The organism is Ruegeria sp. CE8 (genome assembly GCF_056537465.1).
In genome coordinates, this window is record NZ_JBQFRP010000010.1 from 1 (window position 1) to 25,189 (window position 25,189).

General features: G+C 56.8%; 23 protein-coding genes. 17 read left to right on the forward strand and 6 right to left on the reverse strand.

What is annotated here, in order from left to right; all coding sequences use genetic code 11:
• The first annotated feature begins 537 nt into the window (after positions 1 to 537).
• The 9 genes from ACR0AA_RS15800 (at position 538) to ACR0AA_RS15840 (ending at position 9,106) form a co-directional block, all read left to right on the forward strand.
• A complete protein-coding gene (locus ACR0AA_RS15800) occupies positions 538 to 2,277 on the forward strand; it encodes an ABC transporter substrate-binding protein (protein WP_480663870.1) in 1,740 nt (579 codons plus the stop codon).
• Between the two features lie 83 nt (positions 2,278 to 2,360).
• Positions 2,361 to 3,410, forward strand: coding sequence for an ABC transporter ATP-binding protein (locus tag ACR0AA_RS15805; protein ID WP_480756411.1), 1,050 nt, complete (start codon positions 2,361 to 2,363; stop codon positions 3,408 to 3,410).
• Between the two features lies 1 nt (position 3,411).
• A complete protein-coding gene (locus ACR0AA_RS15810) occupies positions 3,412 to 4,488 on the forward strand; it encodes an ABC transporter ATP-binding protein (RefSeq protein ID WP_480663867.1) in 1,077 nt (358 codons plus the stop codon).
• Complete coding sequence (locus tag ACR0AA_RS15815) at positions 4,485 to 5,348, forward strand: carbohydrate ABC transporter permease (RefSeq protein ID WP_239343820.1); 864 nt, start codon at positions 4,485 to 4,487, stop codon at positions 5,346 to 5,348. The genes ACR0AA_RS15810 and ACR0AA_RS15815 overlap by 4 nt, the downstream gene beginning before the upstream one ends.
• Positions 5,345 to 6,142, forward strand: coding sequence for a carbohydrate ABC transporter permease (locus ACR0AA_RS15820; protein ID WP_480663865.1), 798 nt, complete (start codon positions 5,345 to 5,347; stop codon positions 6,140 to 6,142). Before ACR0AA_RS15815 ends, ACR0AA_RS15820 begins: the two co-directional genes overlap by 4 nt.
• Before the next feature lie 8 nt (positions 6,143 to 6,150).
• On the forward strand, positions 6,151 to 6,555 hold the full coding sequence (locus ACR0AA_RS15825; RefSeq protein WP_480756412.1) for a DUF2160 domain-containing protein: 405 nt from the start codon (positions 6,151 to 6,153) through the stop codon (positions 6,553 to 6,555).
• A gap of 65 nt (positions 6,556 to 6,620) precedes the next feature.
• Positions 6,621 to 7,016, forward strand: coding sequence for a BlaI/MecI/CopY family transcriptional regulator (locus ACR0AA_RS15830; protein WP_480663861.1), 396 nt, complete (start codon positions 6,621 to 6,623; stop codon positions 7,014 to 7,016).
• Positions 7,003 to 8,100, forward strand: a complete 1,098-nt coding sequence (locus tag ACR0AA_RS15835) for a M56 family metallopeptidase (protein ID WP_480756413.1) — start codon at positions 7,003 to 7,005, stop codon at positions 8,098 to 8,100. Before ACR0AA_RS15830 ends, ACR0AA_RS15835 begins: the two co-directional genes overlap by 14 nt.
• 160 nt (positions 8,101 to 8,260) lie before the next feature.
• Complete coding sequence (locus ACR0AA_RS15840; RefSeq protein ID WP_480663857.1) at positions 8,261 to 9,106, forward strand: Rossmann-like and DUF2520 domain-containing protein; 846 nt, start codon at positions 8,261 to 8,263, stop codon at positions 9,104 to 9,106.
• A 133-nt stretch (positions 9,107 to 9,239) separates the two neighbouring features.
• Here ACR0AA_RS15840 and ACR0AA_RS15845 read toward each other — a convergent pair whose 3' ends face one another.
• Both ACR0AA_RS15845 and ACR0AA_RS15850 read right to left on the reverse strand, forming a co-directional pair.
• Entirely contained in the window at positions 9,240 to 10,748 is a 1,509-nt protein-coding gene (locus ACR0AA_RS15845) for an aromatic amino acid lyase (protein ID WP_480756414.1), read from the reverse strand.
• A gap of 1 nt (position 10,749) precedes the next feature.
• Complete coding sequence (locus ACR0AA_RS15850; protein ID WP_480663853.1) at positions 10,750 to 11,757, reverse strand: ornithine cyclodeaminase family protein; 1,008 nt, start codon at positions 11,755 to 11,757, stop codon at positions 10,750 to 10,752.
• 108 nt (positions 11,758 to 11,865) lie between these two features.
• Between ACR0AA_RS15850 and ACR0AA_RS15855 the strand changes: the two genes are divergently transcribed.
• The gene (locus tag ACR0AA_RS15855; RefSeq protein WP_480756415.1) at positions 11,866 to 12,789 is read left to right on the forward strand and encodes a LysR family transcriptional regulator; all 924 of its coding nucleotides are present in this window, start codon (positions 11,866 to 11,868) and stop codon (positions 12,787 to 12,789) included.
• 75 nt (positions 12,790 to 12,864) lie between these two features.
• Here ACR0AA_RS15855 and ACR0AA_RS15860 read toward each other — a convergent pair whose 3' ends face one another.
• Complete coding sequence (locus tag ACR0AA_RS15860; RefSeq protein ID WP_480663849.1) at positions 12,865 to 13,833, reverse strand: LysR family transcriptional regulator; 969 nt, start codon at positions 13,831 to 13,833, stop codon at positions 12,865 to 12,867.
• A gap of 128 nt (positions 13,834 to 13,961) precedes the next feature.
• Between ACR0AA_RS15860 and ACR0AA_RS15865 the strand changes: the two genes are divergently transcribed.
• From ACR0AA_RS15865 to ACR0AA_RS15895, 7 genes are all read left to right on the forward strand, one after another.
• Positions 13,962 to 14,969 (forward strand): TAXI family TRAP transporter solute-binding subunit, encoded by a 1,008-nt coding sequence (locus ACR0AA_RS15865; RefSeq protein ID WP_480663847.1) that lies wholly within the window; start codon positions 13,962 to 13,964, stop codon positions 14,967 to 14,969.
• Between the two features lie 81 nt (positions 14,970 to 15,050).
• A complete protein-coding gene (locus ACR0AA_RS15870; protein ID WP_480756416.1) occupies positions 15,051 to 17,264 on the forward strand; it encodes a TRAP transporter permease in 2,214 nt (737 codons plus the stop codon).
• 4 nt (positions 17,265 to 17,268) lie between these two features.
• Positions 17,269 to 18,507, forward strand: coding sequence for an NAD(P)/FAD-dependent oxidoreductase (locus ACR0AA_RS15875; RefSeq protein ID WP_480663843.1), 1,239 nt, complete (start codon positions 17,269 to 17,271; stop codon positions 18,505 to 18,507).
• Positions 18,508 to 18,534: 27 nt separating this feature from the next.
• Complete coding sequence (locus ACR0AA_RS15880) at positions 18,535 to 19,278, forward strand: aspartate/glutamate racemase family protein (RefSeq protein ID WP_480663841.1); 744 nt, start codon at positions 18,535 to 18,537, stop codon at positions 19,276 to 19,278.
• 122 nt (positions 19,279 to 19,400) lie between these two features.
• Positions 19,401 to 20,129, forward strand: a complete 729-nt coding sequence (locus ACR0AA_RS15885) for a TSUP family transporter (RefSeq protein WP_480663839.1) — start codon at positions 19,401 to 19,403, stop codon at positions 20,127 to 20,129.
• 16 nt (positions 20,130 to 20,145) lie between these two features.
• The gene (locus ACR0AA_RS15890; protein ID WP_480756417.1) at positions 20,146 to 21,156 is read left to right on the forward strand and encodes a D-cysteine desulfhydrase family protein; all 1,011 of its coding nucleotides are present in this window, start codon (positions 20,146 to 20,148) and stop codon (positions 21,154 to 21,156) included.
• A 78-nt stretch (positions 21,157 to 21,234) separates the two neighbouring features.
• The gene (locus ACR0AA_RS15895; RefSeq protein ID WP_480663835.1) at positions 21,235 to 21,579 is read left to right on the forward strand and encodes a RidA family protein; all 345 of its coding nucleotides are present in this window, start codon (positions 21,235 to 21,237) and stop codon (positions 21,577 to 21,579) included.
• A gap of 169 nt (positions 21,580 to 21,748) precedes the next feature.
• Here ACR0AA_RS15895 and sstT read toward each other — a convergent pair whose 3' ends face one another.
• The 3 genes from sstT to ACR0AA_RS15910 form a co-directional block, all read right to left on the reverse strand.
• The gene (gene sstT, locus ACR0AA_RS15900) at positions 21,749 to 22,978 is read right to left on the reverse strand and encodes a serine/threonine transporter SstT (RefSeq protein WP_480756418.1); all 1,230 of its coding nucleotides are present in this window, start codon (positions 22,976 to 22,978) and stop codon (positions 21,749 to 21,751) included.
• A 349-nt stretch (positions 22,979 to 23,327) separates the two neighbouring features.
• Entirely contained in the window at positions 23,328 to 23,852 is a 525-nt protein-coding gene (locus ACR0AA_RS15905; protein WP_480663831.1) for a hypothetical protein, read from the reverse strand.
• 217 nt (positions 23,853 to 24,069) lie between these two features.
• The gene (locus ACR0AA_RS15910) at positions 24,070 to 24,987 is read right to left on the reverse strand and encodes a DMT family transporter (RefSeq protein WP_480756419.1); all 918 of its coding nucleotides are present in this window, start codon (positions 24,985 to 24,987) and stop codon (positions 24,070 to 24,072) included.
• Between the last annotated feature and the right edge of the window lie 202 nt (positions 24,988 to 25,189).

The window sequence follows — 25,189 nt, forward strand, 5'->3', positions numbered from 1 at the left end:
AGTTTGGCCATCTGCTCAGCAGTCAGCCAGAAAAGGTCGCTCATATCACCGCTCCGGTTTTCGAGCCGTGAATCACGCAGCGCTTTGAAAATCAATGCATCCTGACCCTAAGCATATCAGCAACAGTGCATTCATACTTGTTACTATTTTTAACGGCGCAGTTAGTGAAAATCGTACAAATGATAGGTGTTAAAAAAACGTGATGTAATTGGTCACGAAGATCTCCGAAGGTGTATTTGCCTATGCCGTGCTACTCTTTCGGTTGCGTTTGGCCACTAGGCGCGCCGCGCCAATTAACCTAAACCGGCGTGGCATCCTGTCTAATTCGACGCAGCACGCCACAACAACTTCACAAAAATCCATCTGCAAACAACGCGCAACTGCCTCCCGCGCTACATCAAGAAAGTACTTATTTTTAATATATTACGCGGTTTTTTCCATTTACTAAAAATTTAGTTTGACAGGTGCGCAAGAAATCGCTGATGCTGAGCGCCATCCGGTTACACCCGGTTATGCTAAAATTTTGGGAGGAAAGAGATGCGGAGACATCTACTTTCCGCAGTGGCGGCGGCTGCCGTCATTGCGGGGCACGGCTCTGCTTGGGCCGACGAAGCCGCAGCACAACGTTGGATCGACGACGAATTCCAGCCATCGACCCTGTCGAAAGACGAACAGATGGCCGAGATGCAGTGGTTCATCGAAGCTGCGCAACCTTACGCGGGAATGGAAATCAATGTTCTGTCCGAAGGTATTCCGACCCACTCTTACGAATCTGAGGTTCTGACCAAAGCATTCGAGGAAATCACCGGCATAAAGGTCAACCACCAGATACTTGGTGAAGGGGAAGTGGTTCAGGCTGTTCAGACACAGCTACAAACCGGTCGAAACCTGTATGACGGCTATGTCAATGACAGCGACCTAATCGGCACCCACTCGCGTTTGCAACTGGCTTATCCGTTGACCGACATGATGGGCGGCGACTGGGCGGCGACAACCTCGCCGACGTTGGATCTGGATGACTTCATGGGCATTCAGTTCACCACTGGTCCGGATGGCAAGCTGTATCAGCTGCCTGACCAGCAGTTCGCCAACCTCTACTGGTTTCGCAAGGACTGGTTCGATGACGAAGCCAACAAGGCGGCGTTCAAAGAGAAATACGGCTATGATCTGGGTGTTCCGGTCAACTGGTCCGCTTACGAAGACATCGCCGAGTTCTTTACGAATGACGTCAAGGAAGTCGATGGTGTGACAATCTATGGTCACATGGATTACGGCAAGCGTGCGCCTGACTTGGGTTGGCGTATGACCGACGCCTGGCTGTCGATGGCGGGTGCTGGTGACGTGGGTGAGCCGAATGGTGTACCCGTTGATGAATGGGGCATCCGCATGGAAGCGGGCACCTGTAACCCTGTCGGGGCCTCCGTCTCGCGCGGTGGCGCGGCCAACGGTCCGGCTGCGGTCTATGCGATCCGCAAGTGGGATGAATGGCTGCGGGCCTATGCGCCTCCGGGTGCGGCGTCATATGACTTCTACCAGTCGCTGCCGGCACTTAGCCAAGGCAACGTGGCCCAGCAAATCTTCTGGTACACCGCCTTTACCGCAGACATGGTGAAGCCGAAATCCGAAGGCAATAACACTGTCGACGACGAAGGCACGCCACTTTGGCGCATGGCGCCCAGCCCGCATGGCCCCTATTGGGAAGAAGGTCAGAAGGTTGGCTATCAGGACGTGGGGTCCTGGACCTTCCTGAAATCGACCCCCGAGGATCGTGCTCAGGCGGCCTGGCTCTATGCTCAATTCGTGACCTCCAAGACTGTTGATGTGAAGAAATCCCATGTGGGTCTGACCTTCATCCGCGACAGTTCGGTCAATCACGAGTCGTTCACAGAACGCGCACCCAAGCTGGGTGGTCTGGTCGAGTTCTACCGCTCACCTGACCGCGTGGCATGGTCGCCGACCGGCATCAACGTGCCGGATTATCCGAAGCTGGCCCAGATCTGGTGGCAGCAGATCGGTGACGTGAACTCGGGCGCCTTCACCCCGCAAGAGGCGATGGACCGTCTGGCAGAAGAGATGGATATCACCATGGCCCGCATGCAGGCCGCGGATGAAAGCGCCGGTGTCTACGGTGGCTGCGGCCCCCGTCTGAACGAACCGCAGGATCCCGCCTTCTGGCTGGAAAAAGCGGGTTCGCCCAAGGCCAAGCTTGAGAACGAAAAGCCGCAGGGCCAGACCGTCAACTATGACGAACTGGTTCAGCGCTGGCAGTCTCAGTAAGGCAATGAAACCAGGGGACGCCGTTTCAGGCGCCCCCAACCTCAAGACCAGTGCGGCGCACTGAAGGACCGGAATCCACGGACATGATCGAATTACAGGACGCGACCAAACGGGTCGGTAACGTCATCCACATTAAGCCCACGAACCTGACATTGCAGACCGGCCATTTCAACGTGTTGCTGGGGGCGACGGGATCGGGCAAAACCTCTCTGATCAAGATGATGGCCGGATTGGACCCAATTGCGTCCGGTAAGGTCGTGATGGATGGGCAGGACGTCACACGGCTGAACACGCAAAAGCGGCAGATCAGCCTGGTGCACCAGTTCTTTGTGAACTACCCGCATATGACCGTGTTCGACAACGTCGCCTCGCCGCTGCGCGTGGCGGGCATGGCGAAATCTGAGATCGAAGGCCGCGTGGAAGAGGCCGCCGACCTGTTGCAACTGCGCCCGATGCTACACCGCCGCCCGCATGAGTTGTCGGGCGGGCAGCAGCAACGCACCGCCTTGGCGCGTGCGATTGCCAAGGAAAGCCGCGCGGTGTTTCTAGACGAACCGCTGGCTAACCTGGACTACAAGCTGCGTGAGGAACTGCGTGAGCAACTTCCGGACCTGTTCGCAGGTCGCGGAGCGGTCGTCGTCTACGCGACTTCGGAACCGGAAGAAGCCCTGCTGTTGGGCGGCTACACCGCCTTGATGGAAGACGGTCGCGTCACACAGTTCGGGCCGACCGCCGACATCTACCGTAACCCGGAAAACATCGCTGCCGCGCGGGTCTTCTCGGACCCGCCGATCAATGTAGCGCGCATCACCGTATCTGGCGCTCAGGCGCAACTGGCTGGCGGAGGCGGCTGGGCTGTCACCGATGTGGCCGACGGAGATTACATGGTCGCCGTACGACCCCATCGGGTAACGCCGTTCCGCTCTTCCGATGATGATGTGGAACTCACCGGCCGCGTGATTGTGACCGAACTGTCCGGCTCGGATTCCAGCGCGCATTTCCAACATGGCGATGACGCGTGGGTGTCGCTCGCCACAGGTGTGCATCCGTATCAGGTTGGCGAAGATCACAGCTTCTACATGAACCCGGCCCACTGCCGGTATTTCGGCCAAGACGGCAAAAGGGTGGCCTGACATGGCACAGATCAAGCTTTCAAACCTGCGACACAGCTACATGCCGACGCCAAAAGGCCCGGAAGACTATGCACTGAAGGAAATCGACGTGACGTGGCGCGATGGTGGCGCTTATGCGCTGCTGGGGCCATCGGGTTGCGGTAAATCCACGTTGTTGAACATCATTTCGGGCCTGCTGACTCCGTCAGAGGGGCAGATTCTGTTTGACGGCAAAGACGTCACCGCCCTGCCCCCCGATCAGCGCAACATCGCGCAGGTGTTCCAGTTCCCGGTGATCTACGACACGATGACCGTGGGTGAGAACCTGGCTTTCCCTTTGAAGAACCGAGGCGTCGATGCCGCGACCATAAACCGCCGGGTCTCGGAAATTGCCGAGATGCTGGACGTCACCGACATGCTGAACACCCGCGCCAGCGGCCTCAGCCCGGACAATAAACAAAAGATTTCGATGGGTCGCGGTCTTGTGCGTGATGACGTGAACGCAGTGATGTTCGATGAACCGCTGACCGTGATTGACCCGCATCTGAAATGGAAGCTGCGGTCCAAACTGAAAGAGCTGCATCAGCGCGTCAAAGCGACGATGATCTATGTGACTCACGACCAAACCGAGGCGCTGACTTTCGCCGATGAGGTGGTAGTGATGCAGGAAGGCGAAGTGGTGCAGATCGGCACCCCTGTCGAATTGTTCGAACGCCCTCAGCACACCTTTGTTGGCCATTTCATCGGCTCTCCGGGCATGAACGTTCTGCCGTGCGAGGCCAAAGGCGACCGCGCCGTGTTCGAAGGGCACGAGGTAGTGCTGGAAGGCCCGACCCACGGTGAGGGAGGCCGCACCGATCTGGGCATCCGCCCCGAATATGTAGGCTTTGGCGACACCGGTATCCCGGCGCATGTGACCAAGGTCTCGGACATTGGCCGTCATTTTGTGGTCAGCGCGATGGTCGGCAACACGGCTCTCAAAGCCGTGACCGAACACAGCGTGCCCGAACCCGGATCACAGGTCTTCCTGCAATTCAAACCAGAACAATCCCGCGTCTATCGCGACGGCTGGATCGCTACCGAGGAGCGGGCGCAATGAGAACAGAAAACCAAAAGGCGTGGTTCTTTGTACTGCCCGTGTTGGCGCTGGTCGCGTTCAACGCACTTGTGCCGATGATGACGGTGGTCAATTACTCGGTGCAGGAAACCTTCGGCAACAACCAGTTCTTCTGGGAAGGTCTGGGTTGGTTCGAACAGATCCTGCGCTCTGACCGGTTTCAGGCCGCACTGGGGCGCCAGTTCCTGTTCACCTTCCTGATCCTGATCATTGAGGTGCCACTTGGCATCATCGTGGCCCTGTCAATGCCGCGCAAAGGTTTCTGGGTGCCTGTCTGTCTGGTCCTGATGGCCCTGCCGATGCTTATCCCATGGAACGTGGTCGGCTCGATGTGGAACATCTTCACCCTGCCCAAGATCGGCCTGCTGGGGTATTTCCTGAATGACGTATTGGGCATCAATTATGACATGACACAACAGCCGCTTTCGGCCTGGATCACCGTCATTGTCATGGATGTCTGGCACTGGACCTCGCTGGTCGTGCTACTCTGCTACGCGGGCCTCGTGTCGATCCCAGATGCCTACTATCAGGCGGCGAAGATCGACGGTGCCAGCCCATGGTCCGTGTTCCGCTACATCCAGTTGCCCAAGATGAAAACCGTTCTGACGATCGCCGTTCTGCTGCGCTTCATGGACAGTTTCAACATTTACACCGAACCTTTCGTTCTGACTGGCGGCGGCCCCGGCAACTCAACCACCCTGTTGTCGATCGACCTTGTGAAGATCGCGCTGGGACAGTTCGACCTCGGCCCTGCGGCGGCGATGAGCCTGATCTACTTCGCCATCACGCTACTGGTTAGCTGGGTCTTCTACACTCTGATGACAAAGGATGACGCGCAATGAAGAAGCGGTCCCTCATCCCGATCCTCTATATCGCGTTCCTGATGCTGCCGATCTATTGGCTGGTGGCGATGTCCTTCAAGACCACGAACGAGATCCTGTCGGGTTTTTCCCTGTTTCCCCAGACGTTTACGCTGGAAAACTATATCACCATCTTCACAGACCCGACATGGTATTGGGGCTACATCAATTCGATCGCCTACGTCACGATCAACACGGTTTTGTCCGTCTGTGTTGCCCTGCCTGCGGCATATGCGTTCTCGCGCTATCGGTTCCTGGGGGACAAACAGCTGTTCTTCTGGTTGCTGACCAACCGGATGGCCCCGGCGGCGGTGTTCGCGCTGCCGTTCTTCCAGCTCTATTCGTCGATACACCTGTTCGACACCTATCTGGCCGTGGCGCTGGCGCACACGCTTTTCAACGTGCCGCTGGCGGTCTGGATTTTGGAAGGCTTCATGCGTGGTATTCCCAAGGAACTGGATGAAACTGCCTATGTCGACGGCTACTCCTTCCCGCGGTTCTTCGTGACCATATTTCTGCCGAACATCAAAGCGGGCGTAGGCGTTGCGGCATTCTTCTGCTTCATGTTCTCATGGGTCGAGATGCTGCTGGCGAAAACCCTGACCGCAGTCGAGGCCAAACCCATTGCTGCCGTAATGACCCGCACCGCCTCAAGCGCAGGGTACGAGCTCGGCCTGCTGGCCGCTGCCGGCACCCTGACCATCATCCCCGGAGCCATCGTCATCTGGTTTGTCCGCAACTACATCGCGCGCGGTTTCGCGATGGGTCGTGTGTGAGGTTCGATATGCGAAAACTACTTCTCGCCCTCCCCTTTCTGCCCTCGACAGCCTTCGCCCAGGCGCAGGCCGGTTGGGGCAATGTCGGCCAGCAAGAGGAAAAGGGGTTCTCCTGGACCGACCCGCTATGGCCAGATTTCTGGATGGCCTGGACCCCAGCCACACTTGCAATTTTTATCGGAATTTTCTCGGCTATCGCCCTGATTGGCATTCTGGAAGTCGTCAAGTTCCGCGACGGCATTGAACGCCGCGGCGTGCTGGGCCTGACCACCACTCTGGGTGACCGCTTGTTCATCACGCTGTTGGGCTCGGCTTATATCTTCCTGGCCTGGCTTGGATTGGTGGGCCAGCCGGTCTGGACACCTCTGTTCCTGTCAATCGGCTGGGGCGTTTTTGTTTTCTGGAAAGTTTAGGCTTTGCGAAACCACAAAAGAATGCTTGTCTGGCGGGCATACTAAAAATGGCGACACAGTACCCGATGCGTAAGAAAAAAACGACAAATCTGATGACCGAAGTTGAACTAGAGTTCATGAACGAGCTCTGGGCGATCGGACAAGGGTCGGTGCGGGATGTACTTGATCGCCTGCCATCGGAACGCAATCTGGCTTATACATCAGGCGCGACTATTCTGCGAATTCTTGACGAAAAAGGCTTCGTTGAGAGTCGCAAGGACGGCAAGACGCTGATCTACAAGCCACTGCTGGAAAAGGACAGGTATCAGGCGCGGTCACTCCAGAACCTGTCTCGCACCCTGTTCGACGACACCCCCGCGACGCTGGTCGCGCGTCTTGTCGATGATGCGGGGCTGAGTGAATCCGATCTTGAGGAAATTCGGGCACTGGTAGAGAGGAGACTGCAAAATGACGGCGGTTAAACCGGTTCTCGATGCATTTCTCGAGTTCAATGTCGTGCTTGGATTATCAGCGCTGATCTGGCTGGCGGCCCGTGCCATGTTAGATCGGACATCGATGCGACACGGCTTTGTGGCCCAACTCCGCTCGCTCAAGGCTCTGTGTCTTTGTGTTGTGCTCAGCCCGGTTCTTGCGCTGGGTGTATCGACAATTGCCAGTCTGCTTTGGCCGGGGCGTGCAGTGGCATTGGGTGACATTGCCGTAGCGGCCTTCCTGCGCGGCGAAATCGCGATGCCTGCCGCACAATTCGAGTCACTGCTGAATACGCGTGAGCGATGGCTCGATCACATCCTGTCAGGCAACAGCTTCTTTGTTACTTGCGTTTTTGTTCTACTAACTTTTGTGTCGACAATATTGGCCATCCGAGTAGCACGCGACGCTTGGGCAATCCGAAAAGCCGTGAAGTCCAGTTTCCTTTGGCGCCAGTCATCGAAAGTCGACATTCGTCTGTCGGACCGTGTAACCGTCCCTTTCGCAGTGCGCGGTTTGCGCCGCCGTCACGTCGTTTTGCCCAGTCACCTGCTGAACACGCCGCGCGAATTGCGGTTTGCCCTGGCACATGAGTTCCAGCACATTCGGTCTCTGGACGTAGAATGGGAGCTGGGCTTTGAACTTCTGCGCCCGGTGCTTTTCTGGAACCCGGCCTATCTGGCTATGAAGCATCAGTTCGATCGTCTCCGCGAAATGGCATGTGATCAGTCCGTTGTGTCCCGCAAAGGGATCGACGCAAAAGAATACACCACCTGCCTGTTGGATTACTGCACGCGTTCTGTCGCCCTCAGCAACCCGCGTGTGCTTCACGTTGCCCTCGTAAATGGGACCAAAGCAAAAAACACGTTGCGTCAGCGTGTGATTGCGTTGACCGAGGCACCGGCGTCGACATCACCTTTACCTGTCGCGTTTCTCGGCCTGACACTGTCATTGGCCACGGTTCTTGCCATTGGTTCAGCATCTGTCCGGCAAACTCAAGATTGGAGCCACGACCGCTTGATGCTTTCAACGGTTGTGAATCTGGAACGGTTGGAGGCCCGAAACCGGGGAAACTGAAAAGGATTGATGACTATCGGCCTCCGGCAGAAGTCGTGAACCATTGAACAGTTCTCTGGCGTTCGGTTGTTCAAAACAGTTTTGCGATACGACCTTTGCAAGAGGCTTGGTCGGCGTGGCACAGTACCCTTCAAACATTCACGTTTGGGGCAACGCGAAAATGAACCAGATCAAAATAAACCTGATCGGAGCAGGTCGAGTCGGGCAAACATTCCTGACCCTGTTAAATGAATTGCCGAATTGCCAGATACAGGACGTTCTCAGCGCAAGCCTCACTTCTGCGCAGAAAGCGGTTCAGCGAACCGGAGCAGGCAGGGCCGTGGATAGCGTTTATGATCTGAGACCCGCTGATCTTTGGATCATCGCGGTTCCGGATACTCAGATATCAGCAGTTGCAGTTGATCTTGCGGATGCGCTTTCGAAGACAGACACAACAGCGCAGCCGACAATTGCCTTTCACTGCAGCGGGTTTTTCCCTGCCAACGAGATGGAGCCTTTGCGAAATTTGAATTGGCATTTGGCGAGTGTCCACCCGGTCTTGTCCTTCGCTGATCCCGAAAAGGCAAAAGACCAGTTCCAGGGCGCCTTGTGTGGCCTTGAAGGAGACCCCGACGCCCTCGCGTTTCTGCAACCGTTGATGGAAAACTTGGGGGCAGAATGCTTTTCGATCCGCTCCGAAGGAAAGAGCCTTTATCACGCGGCGGCGGTGATCTCGAACAACTTTGCCGTCGTGTTGCAGGCGATTGCATGTGAAGCATGGGCAGACGCGGGCGTCGCAGATGACGTGATACCACAGCTAAACGCAAAACTACTTGAAAGCACCGTCGAGAATGTGACCGCTCTGGGTCCTCAGGACGCCCTAACAGGTCCTGCGGCGCGGGGAGACGAAGAGGTCGTTGCCATACAGGGCCGCGATGTTGCGCGCTGGCATCCTCAAGCGGGCAACGTGTACCGAACTTTAAGCGACATGGCGCGTTCTCTCAAAAAGGACGGCTCAACCAAATAGGACTTCCAAGTCGCGGCGCGCTTATTCTTCAAAGCAAAGATGTCCCGAGAAAGCTTCGTTGAGAAGTCGACAGGTTCGAGGCTCCACAGAAGGTTGCCCGGACTTCACCAAGTTGCTTCGAAGCGACCCCTTGCTAGTCGGCGATCCCGACAAATCGGTTGTGAGCGATGCCTGCAGCGAGCGCTTTAATGTCTCCACCCAATGGCCGGTCTTTGGTGAGCGCAGGAGACACCTCACGAACATCTTCGCAGAGCCTGCTCAAAACTTGCCCCAATGAGCGACGGCTTCCACGCAACTCTACCGCTTGGCACGCTGTCAGAAGCTCAATAGCCGTCAATTGCCGGAGATACCTGACAACCGCGCTCAGGGCTTTGACAGCGGTTGGTGATCCGGTGAAGCAGTCCTCGACTCCATTGGCGTTCAAGCTGGGCCAGATCGGCACTGGTTGGGCTGCGTGCGCAAGTTCTGACACCAACGCCTCGGCCACTTTCATCACCGGCGCAAACCCGTTTGAGGCGCTGTCCTGCTGAGCCAGAAAACTAGGCAACCCGCTGAATTCAGGGTTCAGCAGTTTGGCGATACGCGCCACCAGTGCCATGGCCAACGGAACGATGGACCGGCTGAGCGCTTCGACGGCGCAGGTAATCTCGGACGTGAAGTAAGCGCCACACGATATCATCTCCTCACTTTCGACCAGAGCTATCGGATTGTCGCTGGAACTGTTGATTTCGATGGTCAAACACTCAATCGCGCGATCCAGGGCCGCACGGGCCGTGCCGTGGATCTGAGCCACGTTTCGGAACGACAGCGGATCCTGCAGGCGACGGGCCTGCCCCGGATCGAACAGCAGCCCTCCGGCCAAACGCTTGCGCAGACCTTCGGCTGCCTTCAATTGACCGGGATAGGGCTTGATCCGCAGCACCCTTGGCTCCAGCGGTCCGGTATTCGCACAAAACCCTTCCATAGACAGCGCCACGGCAGATTGCGCCGCCTCGAATGCGCAAGCTGCCTCGGTGACTGCAAGCGCGGCTGCCCCGCTAACCGCACCAGCGTGATTGATCAGGGCCAGCCCGTCACGCGGCGCAAGCGTGAGCGGTACGATCCCGTGGGCGCGCATGACCTCGTCGCTTGGGCCTATTGCTCCTCTCGCGTCTCGCATCTGACCTTCGCCGATCAACGCCAGACCTACGGTTGCATTCAAAACAAGATCCGCCGCGCCGATCGAGCCGATATCACCTACGACAGGTGTCAGGCCGGCGTTCAGGCAGGAGGCTATGTGCCGCGCCACCTCGGGTCGGGCGGCGCTGTGCCCCTTGAGCATGGAGTTCAATCGCACGATCAGCCCTGCCCGCACCACCTCCGGCGCGGTCTCTGAACCGATCGCTTGCGCGCGGCCACGCAAGGTTTGAACTGAAAACTCAGACAAGGCTTGTGCAGACAGCACTTCGGTCGCCCGGGCACCCAAACCCGTAGTAACGCCATAAACCGGAATTTGATCCTGAATTGCCCGTGTCACCAGCGCATGAGATCGATCCATGGCCGCCAGCCCAGTGGGATCGAGCACAACCTTCTGCGATAGCTTGGCGGCCCCGCTGAGTGCTGCAACTGTCAGCGATTCACCGTCAAGGCCAAGCGTCTCCATATCAAACGTTCCGGTACAGCAGGTTTTGAACGATACCAAGCTCGCGGGCGCGTTCTAAAATCCGCGCGCCCAACGCGATATCTCCGGTCGACATTCCGCGATGCCAAAACAGAATGGTTTCGTCATCTGCCTCGCGGCCCGGTTTCGATCCTGCCGCTATTTCGCCGATTTCCGCATAAAACGTGTCTTCACTGACTAGGCCCGCATCAATATGCGGCCGCAGGGCACCAAGATGGCCCGCTCGCATCTGCCCCAGATCATCCATGACGAATTTATCAAAACCCTCGGTGAAGTTCAGCGGTAGGGCACTCATGGTGCCATAGGGAACAACAAACGCGCCTTTCTTGACCCAAGATCGGTCAAACATCGGCGTTGGCTTGTTCAATCGCGTCGCCTCGACCAGGATGTCCGCGTCTTTCAGACAGCTTTCCCAATCCTCGCTTACGATCACCTTTTTGCCAAGATCACGGCTCAGCCTTTCACCGAACGCTTCCCGGCTTTCAGGGCGTCGTGAATGCACCCGGATTTCGTCGAAATCGAACAGGTGATCCAACAGCCTGACATTCCAGTAGGACGTGCCGCGCGCGCCCACATGCCCTAAAACTCTTGGATTTCGCGGCCCCAGCCATTTGGCGCCAAGGGCAGTGAGTGCACCAGTCCGCATATCCGTTATTCCCGCGGCATCAATCACGGCACGCGGGGCGCCAGTTCTTGGGCAGAACAGGTTCAACAGAGCCAGTTCCGACGGCAGGCCACGCTTATAATTATCGACATAGTCGCCGACGATTTTCACACCTGCATATCCCAACGGCTCGACGTACCCGCGCAGCACATTGAAGTGACCGTTGAATGTCGGGTCAGGTGTCAGGTGCATACGTGGCTCGATGACCGTTTTACCCTCGCCCGCAGCAATCAAGCCCTGCTCGATCGCATCCAGAATATCATCATTGCCAAGCGACACCTGATCAATTTCAGGCTGGCCCAAGTATTCAATCTCAATCTTCGCCATGCACGCTTCCTTTGCTTTTCTCCATAATTGGCGGGCGCGAGCTGGCGTTCCAGATCGAAAAATGTCAGTCATGGTTAAGAAAATCTGATGCAGATAGGATGTTCTGCAATGCGACTTCCACCGCTGAATTCTCTAAAGGCCTTCGAAGCCACCGTTCGCATGGGCGGCTTCACCGCAGCCGCGTCCGAACTGGGCGTGTCACCCGCCGCCGTCAGCATGCAGGTCAAAAAGGTCGAAGAATTTCTAGGAAAAACACTGTTTCGTCGCACCAATAACAGTCTACATCTGACCGATGCCGGGCGGTACTACTACCCGACTATTTCTGATGCCCTGATGAGCATTTCAGTCGCCACCGACCAGTTGCTTGAAAGCGAAGTGCGATCCCGGATCGTAATCAGCACAATCCAGTCTTTGGCAGAAAAATGGGTCGCGCCAGCGGTTTCGAAGTTTCGTTCATTAAATCCAGAGACTGGACTGGAATTGCGTATCGAAAGTGATCCGGTGGACCTTCTGCGCACCCAGACCGATATAAGGGTGACTTCCGAAAGCCACCTTTATCCGCAGCACACATCAGTGCCTCTCTTCGCCGACACCGTCTATCCCTACTGCAACCAGCCGTTCAGAGAACAGAACCTTGCCGAAGGAGATCTGACCAGAGTACCCGATAGTCTGCTGATCCACACCGACTGGGGAGAGCAATATGCCTCGTATCCGACATGGTCAGCATGGTTTCGGGCCGCAGGAACTGCAAGAACACCGGACGTTCGCAAAGGCTTGCGGGTCGGCGGTGCGGCTGTCGCTTTTGCACTTGCGTCTCAGGGTGCCGGTATCGCTCTGGTTCCTAAGATGCTAATCTGTGCGAAGACCGGATCGGAACACTTTCTGCAGTCGGATTGGCCCGGCCTGCCGCTGCCTTATGCTTTTGTCGCTATTCTCCCTAAACACACTTCGCCCCCTCATGAGACTTCCCGCAAGGCTGCATTGGTGCAGGCTCTTCTTGGCAACCTCACTCAAATCAATGGACAAACCTGACGCGCATTTCAGCCTTCACAGACAGGTGCAATCGGGCCATCGCAGCCGTTCGTTCGGATCACAGAACGAAAATCTTCAACTCTGCTTGTCGTCCGCCTCATCGATCTGCTCTGCGTGCGGATTGGCCTTCACTTCTTCCAGCATCTGCAAGACTTCGGACTTCCAACCCGCTTTGATCTTCAGAGCCAGTTGCGATGGAGGTCGGTGGTCAGGCTGCAGTATCGCATATTCGTATCTGAGCGGTCTTTCGAAAGGCACGAAGACGACCTTTCCTTGCGAGAGGTCAAGTTCCCGCTCGGTTGCGACCGTCAACGGATCAACAATCGTGCAGCACTGACCCGAACTTACAAAGGGTATCAGCGGCAGAAAGTACTGGCAGGTCACGGTCGGGTTGTAGTTTGCGGACTCTTCCTGAAACTCTTGTCGAACCTTACGCTGGAACGGATGAGTGGCGTGCAATCCCCCCATTGGAATCCCGTCCAAATCTGAAATCGTAATACTCTCGCGAGCGGCCAGAGGATGCGTAAGGTCAACAGCGCAAAAACAGTCGGCCCGGATGATCTCGGTCGAATATTGTGGCTCCCTTCCGACCGAGTGTTCAAAATCAGCGAAGCCAAAATCGATATTCTGTGTCCCGGCAAGTTCCATGATCTGGGGTGAGCTGCGCGTGGACAGCGTTATCCGAATATTCGGATTTTCACCAACGGATTGGCTGATGAACCGGGGAAACAGGAATGCCGAAGGACCGGGCATAGTGGCGATATTCAAACTGCCGGAGCGACCTTTGATCAAACCCTCCATCGTGCCGGATATCGTTGAGAGGCGGTCCAGGATACCTGTCGTTTCCGCAAGAAGGTAATGCGCTTCCGGCACCGGAACCAGACGACGGCCCTTGCGTTCGAACAACGTCAAACCCAAGGACTTTTCAAGGTTCTTCAGCGCCAGGCTGATCGCCGGTTGCGTGCGGTGCAGTTTTTTCGCGGTCTGAGAGATGGACCCGGTTTCCATCACTTCGCGAAAGACGGCTAGTTGTGTGAGATTCATCCTCAATACATAAATCAAACTTTAGTTTAGTGAAATATAACAAATTTGTATTTATGAAATTTGCCTCTACGCTTGCGGGATCGAAGTTTGGGAAAACCGAATCCGACGATCTAAAAAGGGAGATGAGAATGAAATTTATGAAATGCTTGACCGGATTGGCCTTGGCTGGCGCGCTGGCCGCGCCTGCGCTGGCACAGGACCCGACGTTTTTCCGCATCGGCACCGGCGGTGCTGGCGGAACCTATTTCCCCATTGGCGGCACCATCGCAAACGGTATCTCTGCCCCTCCGGGATCGCGTCCGTGTGAAGAGGGCGGACAGTGCGGTGTTCCGGGTCTGATCGCTATTGCGCAATCCACGACTGCATCGGTCTTCAACAATGCGGCCGTTCAGAACGGCGAATTGGAGGCCGGCCTGGCCGCAGCGGACGTCACGCGCTCGATGTATCTGGGTGAAGGAAAGTTCGAGGGCAAACCCCACCCCAAGCTGCGCATCGTGGCCAACCTGTTCCCCGAAGACCTACATCTGGTGCTGCCCGCCGGGGCAACGATCAACGATCTGAGCGATCTTGAAGGCAAGCGCGTTGGTATCGCGCAAGCTGGTTCCGGCACGCAGGTTGCCGTTTTGCAGATGCTGGATGCCTGGGGCATCAACCGTGACAACATGGACGAAGCCGAACTGAACAACAGCCAGAGCGCCGAGCGTCTGGCCGACGGTCAGCTGGACGCCTATTTCTATGCCGCAGGATGGCCGGTTGCCGCAATGGTGCAGCTGTCCTCGACCAAGGGCATGAACCTGCATTCCTTCTCGGACGAGGATCTGGCGAAAATCAACGAGATCATCCCGGCCTATATCCCCTCGGTCATTCCGGGTGGAGTCTATGAAGGGATCGACGCCGAAACCAAAACCCCCGCGGTCAGCGCAATGCTGGTTGTGTCCTCGGACCTGTCGGACGATCTGGTCTATGAGTTGACCAAAGCCCTGTGGAACGACAACACCCGCAAGTTGCTGGATAACGGTCATGCCAAGGGCAAGCAGATCACAGCCGATACGGCCCTGGACGGTGTCGAGGCGCTGGGTGTTCCGCTGCATCCGGGCGCTGAGAAGTTCTACAAAGAAGCCGGGCTTCTTCAGTAATTCAGCTTTACGAAACCTAAACGTCCGGTGTCCCATCTGGGGCACCGGGTACTCGAAATACGCGTAATCAGGGGGGCCATCATGTCCGAGACACAGAAACTTGATGACCACGAGCTGACAGCCGAGGAACTGGCTGCCATTGAAGAACAATTCGACGAAGGCGCCGCCGTCCGGCAAGTCACACCGACAACCGGTAAGGTTCTGCGTGTCGTTGCCCTGATCTTTGCATTCTATGAATTCTTCACGGCCGGTTTTGGTCTGCCCGCCGATCACTGGCATATGGGCATCTATCTGGCCCTGCTGTTCATTTTGGTCTACGCAACAATCCCGATTATCGGCGCCAAAAGCCTCTATGCGCTCAAGGTAAGCCGGTTCCGCATCGGCAACATCCCCCTGTATGATCTGGTCTTCATGGCCCTGGGGATCATCGCTGCGCTGTATGTCGGCGTCGCCTGGCGCGGCATTCCGCTCCTGGGGATCGAGGAACAGACGTTCCGCATGGGTAACCCCAACACTTACGACGTGATTTTGGGCGTGATCATCATCCTGCTGGTGCTGGACATCGCGCGCCGCACTTTGGGTTGGGTGCTGCCGCTGATCATCTGTGTCTTTATCTCATACGCCCTGCTCGGGCCCTATTTCCCCGGCCTGCTGCAGCATCCCGGCGTGAATTTCAAAACCTTCGTGTCGTCGATGTATTTCCCGCAGGAAGGCATCTACGGCGTCACCCTTTGGGTTGTTTCGACCATCGTGTTCCATTTCGTGCTGTTTGGCGTGATCGCGCAGCGCACCGGGTTGGGACAGCTTTTCATCGACAACGCAACGATTTTGGCGGGCCGCTATACCGGCGGTCCGGCAAAAGTGTCGGTGGTATCCTCGGCCTTCTTCGGCACGATCTCGGGTTCTTCGGTGGCCAACACCGTATCAACCGGCGCGCTGACAATTCCCAACATGAAGCGCCTTGGATACCCCGGCCATTTTGCAGGCGGCGTCGAAGCTGCTTCTTCGGCCGGTGGTCAGATCACTCCGCCGATCATGGGCGCAGCCGCCTTCATCATGGCCGAGTTCCTTGAGGTTCCCTACACAACCATCGTGATCGCGGCGATCTTCCCGGCCATCCTGCACTATGTCGGTGTCTTCGCTGTGGTGCACCTGATGGCGCGCAAGCTGAACCTGAAAGGTCTGGCGAAAGAGCAACTGCCGCAGCTCAAGGCCGTCTGGGCCGAAGGCTGGGCCAACATTGTGCCTCTGATCGGACTGTTGGTGGTTCTGTTCACCGGTTACACGCCCTTCATGTCGGCCTTCTGCGGTATCTCGCTGGCGGTGATAGCCGGCATGTCGCGCCTGAAACAGCCTCCGACACTGATTTACGCGGCGGCGTTCCTGGCCTTTGTGCTATGGAAATTTTCAGATGGCGGGTTCGATCTGACCATGACGGCAATCTTGTGTACTCTGTCCGTAATCGCGACGCTTAACCCGCAAAAACGGATCGAAGTCCCCGAGATGCTTCAGGCGGTCGAGTTGGGCGTGAAATACTCGCTGGCCGTGGGTGCTGCGGCCGCAGCGGTGGGCATCGTTGTAGGCGTGATCAACACGACCGGCATCGGCTTCCGCATCGGCTTTATGGTGACGCAAGGCGCGGGCAATCTGGCGGCGGATCTCTATAACATGATCTCGTTCGGCAGCTTCCAGCTGTTTGCCATGGAAGACCTGCAGCTGTTCATCTCGCTGGTCTTCATTGCTGTTGTCTGCATCCTGATGGGCGCGGGCATCCCGACGACCGCGCTGTACATCATGCTGGTTTCCGTCGCCCAGCCTGCGCTGGCACAGCTGGGTGTTCCGCCGATCGCAAGCCACCTGTTCGTCCTCTACTATGGTGTGGTGTCCGAGATCACGCCCCCGGTCTGTACATCGGCCTACGCGGCCGCAGCCATTGCCAACTCGAACCCATTCCGAACCGGATTGTCCGCCTTTACACTTGGCTTGGGTAAGGTGATCGCGCCAATGGCCTTTGTCTACGCTCCGGTTCTACTGTTCGTGTCGTCAACCGGGTTCAACCTCTGGGAGTTCACCTACACCGCAACCAGCTGTATTGCAGGGGTGATCGCGCTGTCGGCCGCAGTGGTGGGCTATTGGCTGAAACCGATGAACATTGCATCGCGGGTTTTGATGGCAATCGCCGGGGTCATTTTCGTCGCGCCAAGCCTGACTGCGGATCTGATCGCGCTGGCCGTGGCCTCACCGGTCATCGTCACCCAGTTGATCGGTCGCAATCGCAGCCATTCTCCGGCGTGACACGATGACAGAACAAGTCACCATTATCGGCGCTGGGATCGTCGGCGTTTGCTGCGCCTTGTCGCTACAGGAACGCGGCGTCCCGGTCCGGCTCATCGACCGGGGCGAACCGGGGCAGGAAACCTCGTTTGGCAATGCCGGTGTGGTGTCGCCATGGTCGATTATTCCACAAGCGATGCCAGGTATCTGGAAGAAAATTCCCCAGATGTTGCTGGATCCGAAAAGCGCGCTGTCAGTTCGACTTGCCTTCTGGCCAAAAATGATCCCCTGGGGAATGCGTTTCTTGGGCAACTCCGGCGAAAAGACCGTTCGCGAGGTCTCGGATGCGATGGAAATTTTGTGCCGCCCGTCCATCGATCTTTACCGCCGACATTTGCAAGGCACAGGGCACGAAGACCTGATCACCGACAGCTATTATGTCCATGCTTTCCGCCATCCGGAACAAGCCAATCTGGGCGGGCTTGATTACCTGATCCGTAAGGAAAAGGGCGGCGATCTGGAGCGCATCGACGGCGACGAGCTTCGGCGCCTTGAACCCGCGCTGACGGATGCGTTCAAGGCAGCAATCGTGATCAAGGGTCAGGCACGCGTGACCTCTCCGGGGCGCATGGGTGCGGTTCTGGCAGACAAAGCGCGCATGCAAGGTGCTGAGATCGTACGAACCGAGGTTACAAAACTGACCCGAGCTGAGGATGGCGGCTGGACGCTTACTACCCCGCAGGAAACACTGCACGCCCAGTGCGTCGTACTGGCGGCTGGTGTTTGGTCCGCCGACTTGCTGAAGCCGCTGGGCCTGCCTGTGCCGCTTGTCGCCGAACGGGGTTATCACGTTGAGTTCCCGATCCCCTCGGCGGAATTGAACAACTCGGTCATGGATGTGGATGCAAAGGTTGTCGCAAGTTCTATGCAAGGCGGCCTGCGGGTCGCCGGCACGGCCGAGTTTGCCGATATCGACGCCCCCGTCGATCCGCGTAAGGAAACGATCCTGACCAAACAAGCAAAGTCCATGATCCCGAACCTTGAGACAAACGAGGCACGTTTCTGGATGGGACGACGCCCGTCCTTTCCCGACAGCCTTCCTGCAATCGGCTCTGTAGATGGCAATGACGGACTCTACACCGCGTTCGGGCACTCTCACTATGGGTTGATGATGGCCCCGAAAACCGGCGAGCTCATTGCCGACCTTGTGTCCGGGCGCAGCCCAAACGTCAATCTGGACCCGTTTTTGCTGGCCCGGTTTTAAACCCCAAATCGAAAGGACCTGAACACCATGCCAATTTACGATGGCGGCCAAAACATTTGCGGGGCATCGATTGGGGTTTTGTGCCTTGAAAGTTATTTTCCGAAACCACCCGGTCACATCAAGAACCCGTCCAGCCTGCCGTTTCCGGTGCTCTATGAGATGATCGACGGCGTCACAGTTCCGACCCTGTTGAACAATCCCTCTCCGGAACTCTTGGAGCCTTTTATCAAAGGCGCACAGCATCTTGAGGCCGAAGGCGTACGGGCCATAACCGGCAGCTGCGGTTTCCTGGCGTTGTTTCAAAAGGAATTGGCGGCAGCCGTTTCCGTACCTGTCTTCGCATCCAGTCTGATCCAGGTCCCTTTGGCCTACCACATGACCGGAGCCAACGCTCCGGTGGGTGTGTTGACGGCAGACGCGTCGGCCCTGACTCCGCAGCATTTCGAAGGCGTCGGAGCAGCAGAGATCCCGGTTGCAGTACAAGGGTTAGAGCACACCAGAGAATTCGCCGAGGTGATCTTGCGCAACATGCGGACTCGTATGGATACCGATGTGATCGAAGCCGAAGTTCTGGAGGCAGCCCGGCGCCTGAAGCGCCAAACGCCCGAAATACGGTCACTAGTTTTGGAATGCACGGATCTGCCGCCCTACGCCGCCCGGCTTCAGGAAGAGCTGCGTCTTCCGGTCTTCGACCTGACGACGCTGGCACAAATGGCGCATTCCGTTGCAGCCCGAAGTTCGTATTCAGGGATCATGCCTTGGTCGCGATGATGCCGCGGATCATCACGGATTATTGGGCCAGGTCGGGCCCCGACGATATAGGCATGGACCTGGCTCGAAACTCTGGATACTTCCACCGTTGCAACGGGTGGTCGCTGCCATGAGGGGTTGAAGTGTCCGTCGAACTATCCATTCTGATAGCCGCCATCTGCCTTGGCGCCATGCTGCAGGTCGGGGTCGGCATTGGGTTCAGCATCATTGCTGGGCCGCCAATGATGGTTTTGCTTGGTACGTCGACCGCTGTTCCTGTTCTGCTTCTGTTGAACACCGTTGTGTCAGCCGCAGCCACCGACAGGCACATCCTTCAGACCGAAGGCAAGACTATTCGCATCGCAGTTTTTGGATGCCTTATCGGAGTGATTGCCGGTCTTGCCGTTTATCCCATGTTGAACGAGGCATTTGTTCTGGCCCTGACCGCCTGCCTGCTGCTGATCGGTCTGATCACGACCCTGATCCCTTTTCACAACGCGATTGGAACTGCGGGATTTTCAGCGGTATCCGGATTGTCCGGTCTTGCGACCGTTTGGGCGGCAACGCCCGGCCCTTTGATGGTGTTCGGTTTGATTGCAAAAGGCCGCTCGGGCAAAGATGTCGCCAAGCTGGTTCAACCCATTGCGCTGGTGGCATACGGTATCGCCTTTCTGTTGCACAGTTTTTCTGGGGCTCAGGCAATCCCGTACGGGTCGCAACTTTGGATCTTTATTGTCACAACTCTGGTCGGCAGCTTGCTAGGTCGCGCCACCGGCGCTTACCTGCCGCAGACATTCACCACGACAGCCATTCGGGTCGTTTCCCTGATTGCTTGCTGTGTTCTCTTTCAACGCGCTTTCGCGATGGCATAGTTTCGGAGGGCAGAAGATGACACCAACAAACACTCTGGCCAGTTTCCCTCGGGCCCGGCTCATGTCCGGTCCGACACCGCTGGAAAGGCTGGACCGGATGTCGAGCACACTGGGCATCGACCTCTGGCTCAAACGCGACGACCTGACCGGCCTAGGATTTGGTGGAAACAAAACACGCCAGTTGGAGTTCTACTTCGGTGACGCGCTGCAACAGGGAGCGAACACCATTTTAATCACAGGTGCCGTTCAGTCAAACTATGTGCGCTCCGCAGCTGCGGCAGCAGCCCGTTTGGGTATGCAATCCGTTCTGCAACTGGAAGAGCGTGTTTCTGGTATGGGACCGGATTACTACACTTCGGGCAATGTGCTGTTGGCCAAAATTCTGGGTGCCGAGCATATGAGCTATCCCGAGGGTGAGGACGAAGCAGGCGCCGACGCTGCGCTGCACGCCCGCGCGGAAGAGCTGAAGGCTGATGGACGCAAACCATACGTGATCCATCTGGGTCTGAACCATCCACCGCTGGGCGCATTGGGCTATGTCGTTGCCGGACAGGAATTGTGCCAGCAAATGCCCGATTTTGATGCGGTCGTCGTCCCATCGGGCAGTGGTGCAACGCACGGAGGGTTGTTGACCGGAGTCGCGCTGGCTGGGGTGAATTCCCCGGTATTCGGGGTCTGCGTCCGTCGGGACAGACACAAGCAGCATGCCCGAATGCAGTCGGTCTTGCAGAAACTGGCGGATTTGCTTGAGATTGATGCGCCGGCTCTGCAGGCCAAGATCGAGGTTCTGGACGAGGCACTGGCACCGGGTTACGGCAAGTTGAGCGCCACGACCCGCAATGCATTAGAGATGATGGCCCGGACCGAGGGCGTTTTCCTTGACCCTGTTTACTCTGCAAAAACCTTCGCGGGTTTACTGCATTTGGTAGATGTGGGCAAAATCCAGCCCGGACAGAAAGTCGTAATGCTGCACACCGGCGGGCTGCCCGCATTATTCGGCTATCAAACCGAGTTGACGACCAGCTGATAGCAAGAAACCTGCATTTCTCCGCTCTTGCGCCGCGCGTAATCACCATCAGGTTCCATAAAGGGAAAGACACACGACATGACCATCACCCGGATCGAAACCGGCCAACGTATGAGCCGGATCGTCAAACACAACGGCGTCGCCTATCTGTGCGGCCAGACGTCGGACGCGGAATCCGTGACCGAGCAAACGCGCGACATCCTGGCCAAGGTCGAGGACCTGTTGGCAAAGGCCGGAAGCGACAAGACCCGTATTCTGAAATGTGAAATCTGGCTCGCTGACATAGCGGACTTTGCCGAAATGAATGCCGTTTGGGACGCATGGGTACCGGAAGGCCATGCACCTGCCCGCGCGTGCGGGGAATCCAAGCTCGCCCGCGATGTGTTGAAGGTCGAAATGATCGTGACCGCCGCCTGCGACTAACGGGCTTGCAGCAAGACATACGGGGCGCCGGGGCATCAAGTGTTTGAATTCAAAAGAGCGCGCCTAGATTCGCTCTGGCCGGAACCCGGGTATTGTGCCTAAGGCAGGATGCGCCCCTTAGCGGCGCATCCTCTGACTATAGGTCTCTCAAAGAGAGCGTGAGTTCAACTTACGCAGGGACCTCGTTCAGAGGTAGCTTTTGCGGGTAGGGATCACCTTGTTTGTACGACCCCGCCGCAGTGAACAGAACGTCTGTTGACGAGTTCAGCCCAGTTTCTGCAGAATCCTGCAGGACGCCGACAATGAACCCGATACTGACAACCTGCATGGCTGTGGCGTTGTCGATTCCGAACAGACTGGCGGCCATCGGGATCAACAGTAGCGATCCGCCCGCAACGCCCGAGGCTCCGGTCGCGGCGATTGCTGCGATGATGCTCAGCAACAGAGCCGAGAGGAAGTCGACCTCGATGCCCATGGTGTGAACTGCGGCCAGTGTCATGACGGTGATGGTTATGGCCGCGCCGCCCATGTTGATGGTGGCACCAATCGGAATGGTGACCGAATAGGTCTCTTCATCCAGATTCATCCGCCGGCACAGCTCCATGTTAACCGGGATGTTGGCGGCGGAACTGCGCATGAAGAATGCTGTAATGCCAGATTCTCTGAGACAGGTGAACACTAGTGGATAGGGGTTTTGCCGAATACGCAGGAACACGATCAGCGGATTGACCACAAGCGCCATGAACGCCATGCAACCAATCAACAATATCAGCAGGTTGGCATAGCCGAGCAGCGTGCCGAACCCGGTTTCCGCAATGGTCGAGGCGACAATGCCGAAAATGCCAATCGGTGCGACGCGGATAATGGCGGAAACGATCTTGGTGATCCCGTTGTCCAGATCCTGCATGAACGTCTTGGTCGTGGCGCTGGCATGACGGAAGACCAGGCCTAAACCAATCGCCCAGGCGAGAATGCCGATGTAGTTGGCCTGTGCCAGGGCATTGACCGGGTTATCCACGATCTTAAGCAGGATGTTCTTCACAACCTCGGCCAGACCGTCGGGGGCATCCATGATCTGAGGTGTTCCAGTCAGTTGCAATGAGACCGGAAACACAAAGCTGGCCAAAACCGCAACCAAAGCTGCCGCGAAAGTGCCGAGGATGTACAGAAACACGACCGGGCCCATACGGGCCTCACTGTCCTTCTTGTGGTTGGTGATCGCGGCACAGACCAGGATCAGCACCAGAACCGGCGCGACCGCTTTCAGCGCATCGACAAAGAAGTCGCCGAGCAAACCCATCGCCATGCCAGCCTGAGGCCAGACAGCGGCGAGAAGAACACCAGCGATGAGCCCGACAATGATTTGTGTAACCAGGCTACTTTTTAGAATGAAACTCATCGGGACCATCCTGTTTGTTATGGGCCTTGCAGGTGGATCGGACACCTGCCAAGGCACAGTGAAAGTTAACAGATTGGCGGCTATATGGGTTTCAGGGGCGCGATTGTAACCGTCCCGGCGCGCTCGATCGGTCCGGGTTCAGCCGTAACCCCGTGGTTCCACCCTTGCGCAATTCCAATTTTGGCACAGACACCGAGCCGGCCAATTGACGCTAATATGCATCAATATATAGATATTTTGCGATCTTAGAAAGATTCCCGTCTTCCCCTACGTCAACTGAGGTTGCCGCGATAAATATTTTGCAGAATTTCTAAGATTTTTGACGGCCTTGGCCAATTTAGGGGATCGTCTACTGAGAATTCGTATCACAAGATCGTATTTTGGGAGTGTCCGTAGACACGCGCGTAAGGCTCCAAATGCAGGTCTGAACCGTCAGTCCCGGAATGTTCGGCACCTGATCCGAAGCCCAGACACTCGTGACCGACAAGCTGAACGGCGCAGATGAGGTTGATGCCGGGAAAAACCGCGCCAGCTCTTTTGATGGGAAAGTGCCGCCACAGGCCTCAAAGTAACCGCTGATCAACGTGCCATCAGGTGACAGTGCGATTGAGCCAGAGTAAAGCGAGTATTCGGCCCCAAGCTCTTGTTTGTCGGTGTAGAGCAGGTCAATGGATATGTCGTCCCCATCCTGCACGATCCCGGCGCGCATCGGGTCTGACCAGCTTGCAGGAACACCCCCCGTGGTACTGTCACAGGCGTATCGTCCCTCGTATTGCCCGGTCAACGAAAACGTCTCGGCCAGCGCTGCCGTCGCGATCTGCCCAAATACAAGGGTTACTATTGCGGCACGTCCGAAAAAATGCTTCGCGGTCATTATTCGCCCTCCTATGATTTTAAAGCTCGGTTGTTTCCTTCACAGAGCATCCGAACGCCATCGATGGTAGCGACTGAAAAGCTAACCGCCAATAAGTGACTACATTCAGCCACTTATTTCGCTGGTTACCCTTGGCATGTCACAGCTATTCCCATCATCCAACGAGCTGCCGACAGAATCCGGCAACCAGCAATCAGGACGAACCCACGGTTTTTTATCAACCTGACACGGGCGGAGGGGCTCGCACCATTCCAGAAACCGCGTTTCCGACAATTGCGGCCAACAGCACACTACCGCCGAGCAACGTGTGGAAAGATGCTGTTTCACCCAGAAAAACCCACACCCAAACCGGACCAAGCAGAACCTCTGCCAATGACAGCAGAACAAGTTCTGCAGCGGGCAAGCCACGCGACCCGAGAGTGTACAGGATAAGGCCTGCCCCGACCTGAAAGACGCCCATGGCCATCGCTATGCCACCATCGCGAGGGGACAGAAGCAAAGGAAGTTGCAGAAACTTGCAGACAGCAAAAGTGATGAAAATGGCGAATACGCCCGAAAGGAACACCGAGGGCAGCATTTCACCGGATTTTCCCCAACGCAGCGCCACCGTGAAAACGGCAAACCCAACGGCCGATCCCAACGCGGCCAGACTACCTCTCAGAGCTCCACCCCCGGACTTGTCCGCGACCATGATGGCAATACCGCAGATGGCGACGGCGATAGATACCCAGGTCGCGCCGCGCACTTCTTCCTTCAGAACAATCCATCCCAAAACCGCAGCCATGAATGGCGCGGTAGCAAACAAAAGCATCGCATTCGCGACAGAAGTGACCTGGATCGCATAGATCCCACCAGAATAGGCCGCAACCAGCGACAGCCCTGCAACTACCGCAGGAAAGCCGAGACGCCGGAGATGCGTGATAGGCGTCTCTCCGGTGCGCAATCGGATCACAACAAACAGGAAAATGCTGAGGCTGATCGACCGGTAGAGCAATATCTGCCAGACGACCGCGTCTTCGATCAGCCGGATGCCAAGCCCAACTGTCGACCACAAGACACCGGCTGCAAAAACGAAAAACACACTTCGCCTGCGGTGTTCTAGTCTGGTCGAAATCTCGTTCAAACCGGTTGTCATCCGACCCTCGTCCGCACAGGCAATGGCTCAACCGTATTGAAAACAGAACCAAAATACCGACTGATTGCGACATCGGTGGTTTTTCGAGATTGGCCTGCTTCAGTCAGACCGATCTTCGGCCTTGAGAGTCAGAGCATGCGAATAGCTGGTCTTCTGCCTCAGTTTGACGGGATCTGTCACTCGCTGAAAATGAAAGTCCGGC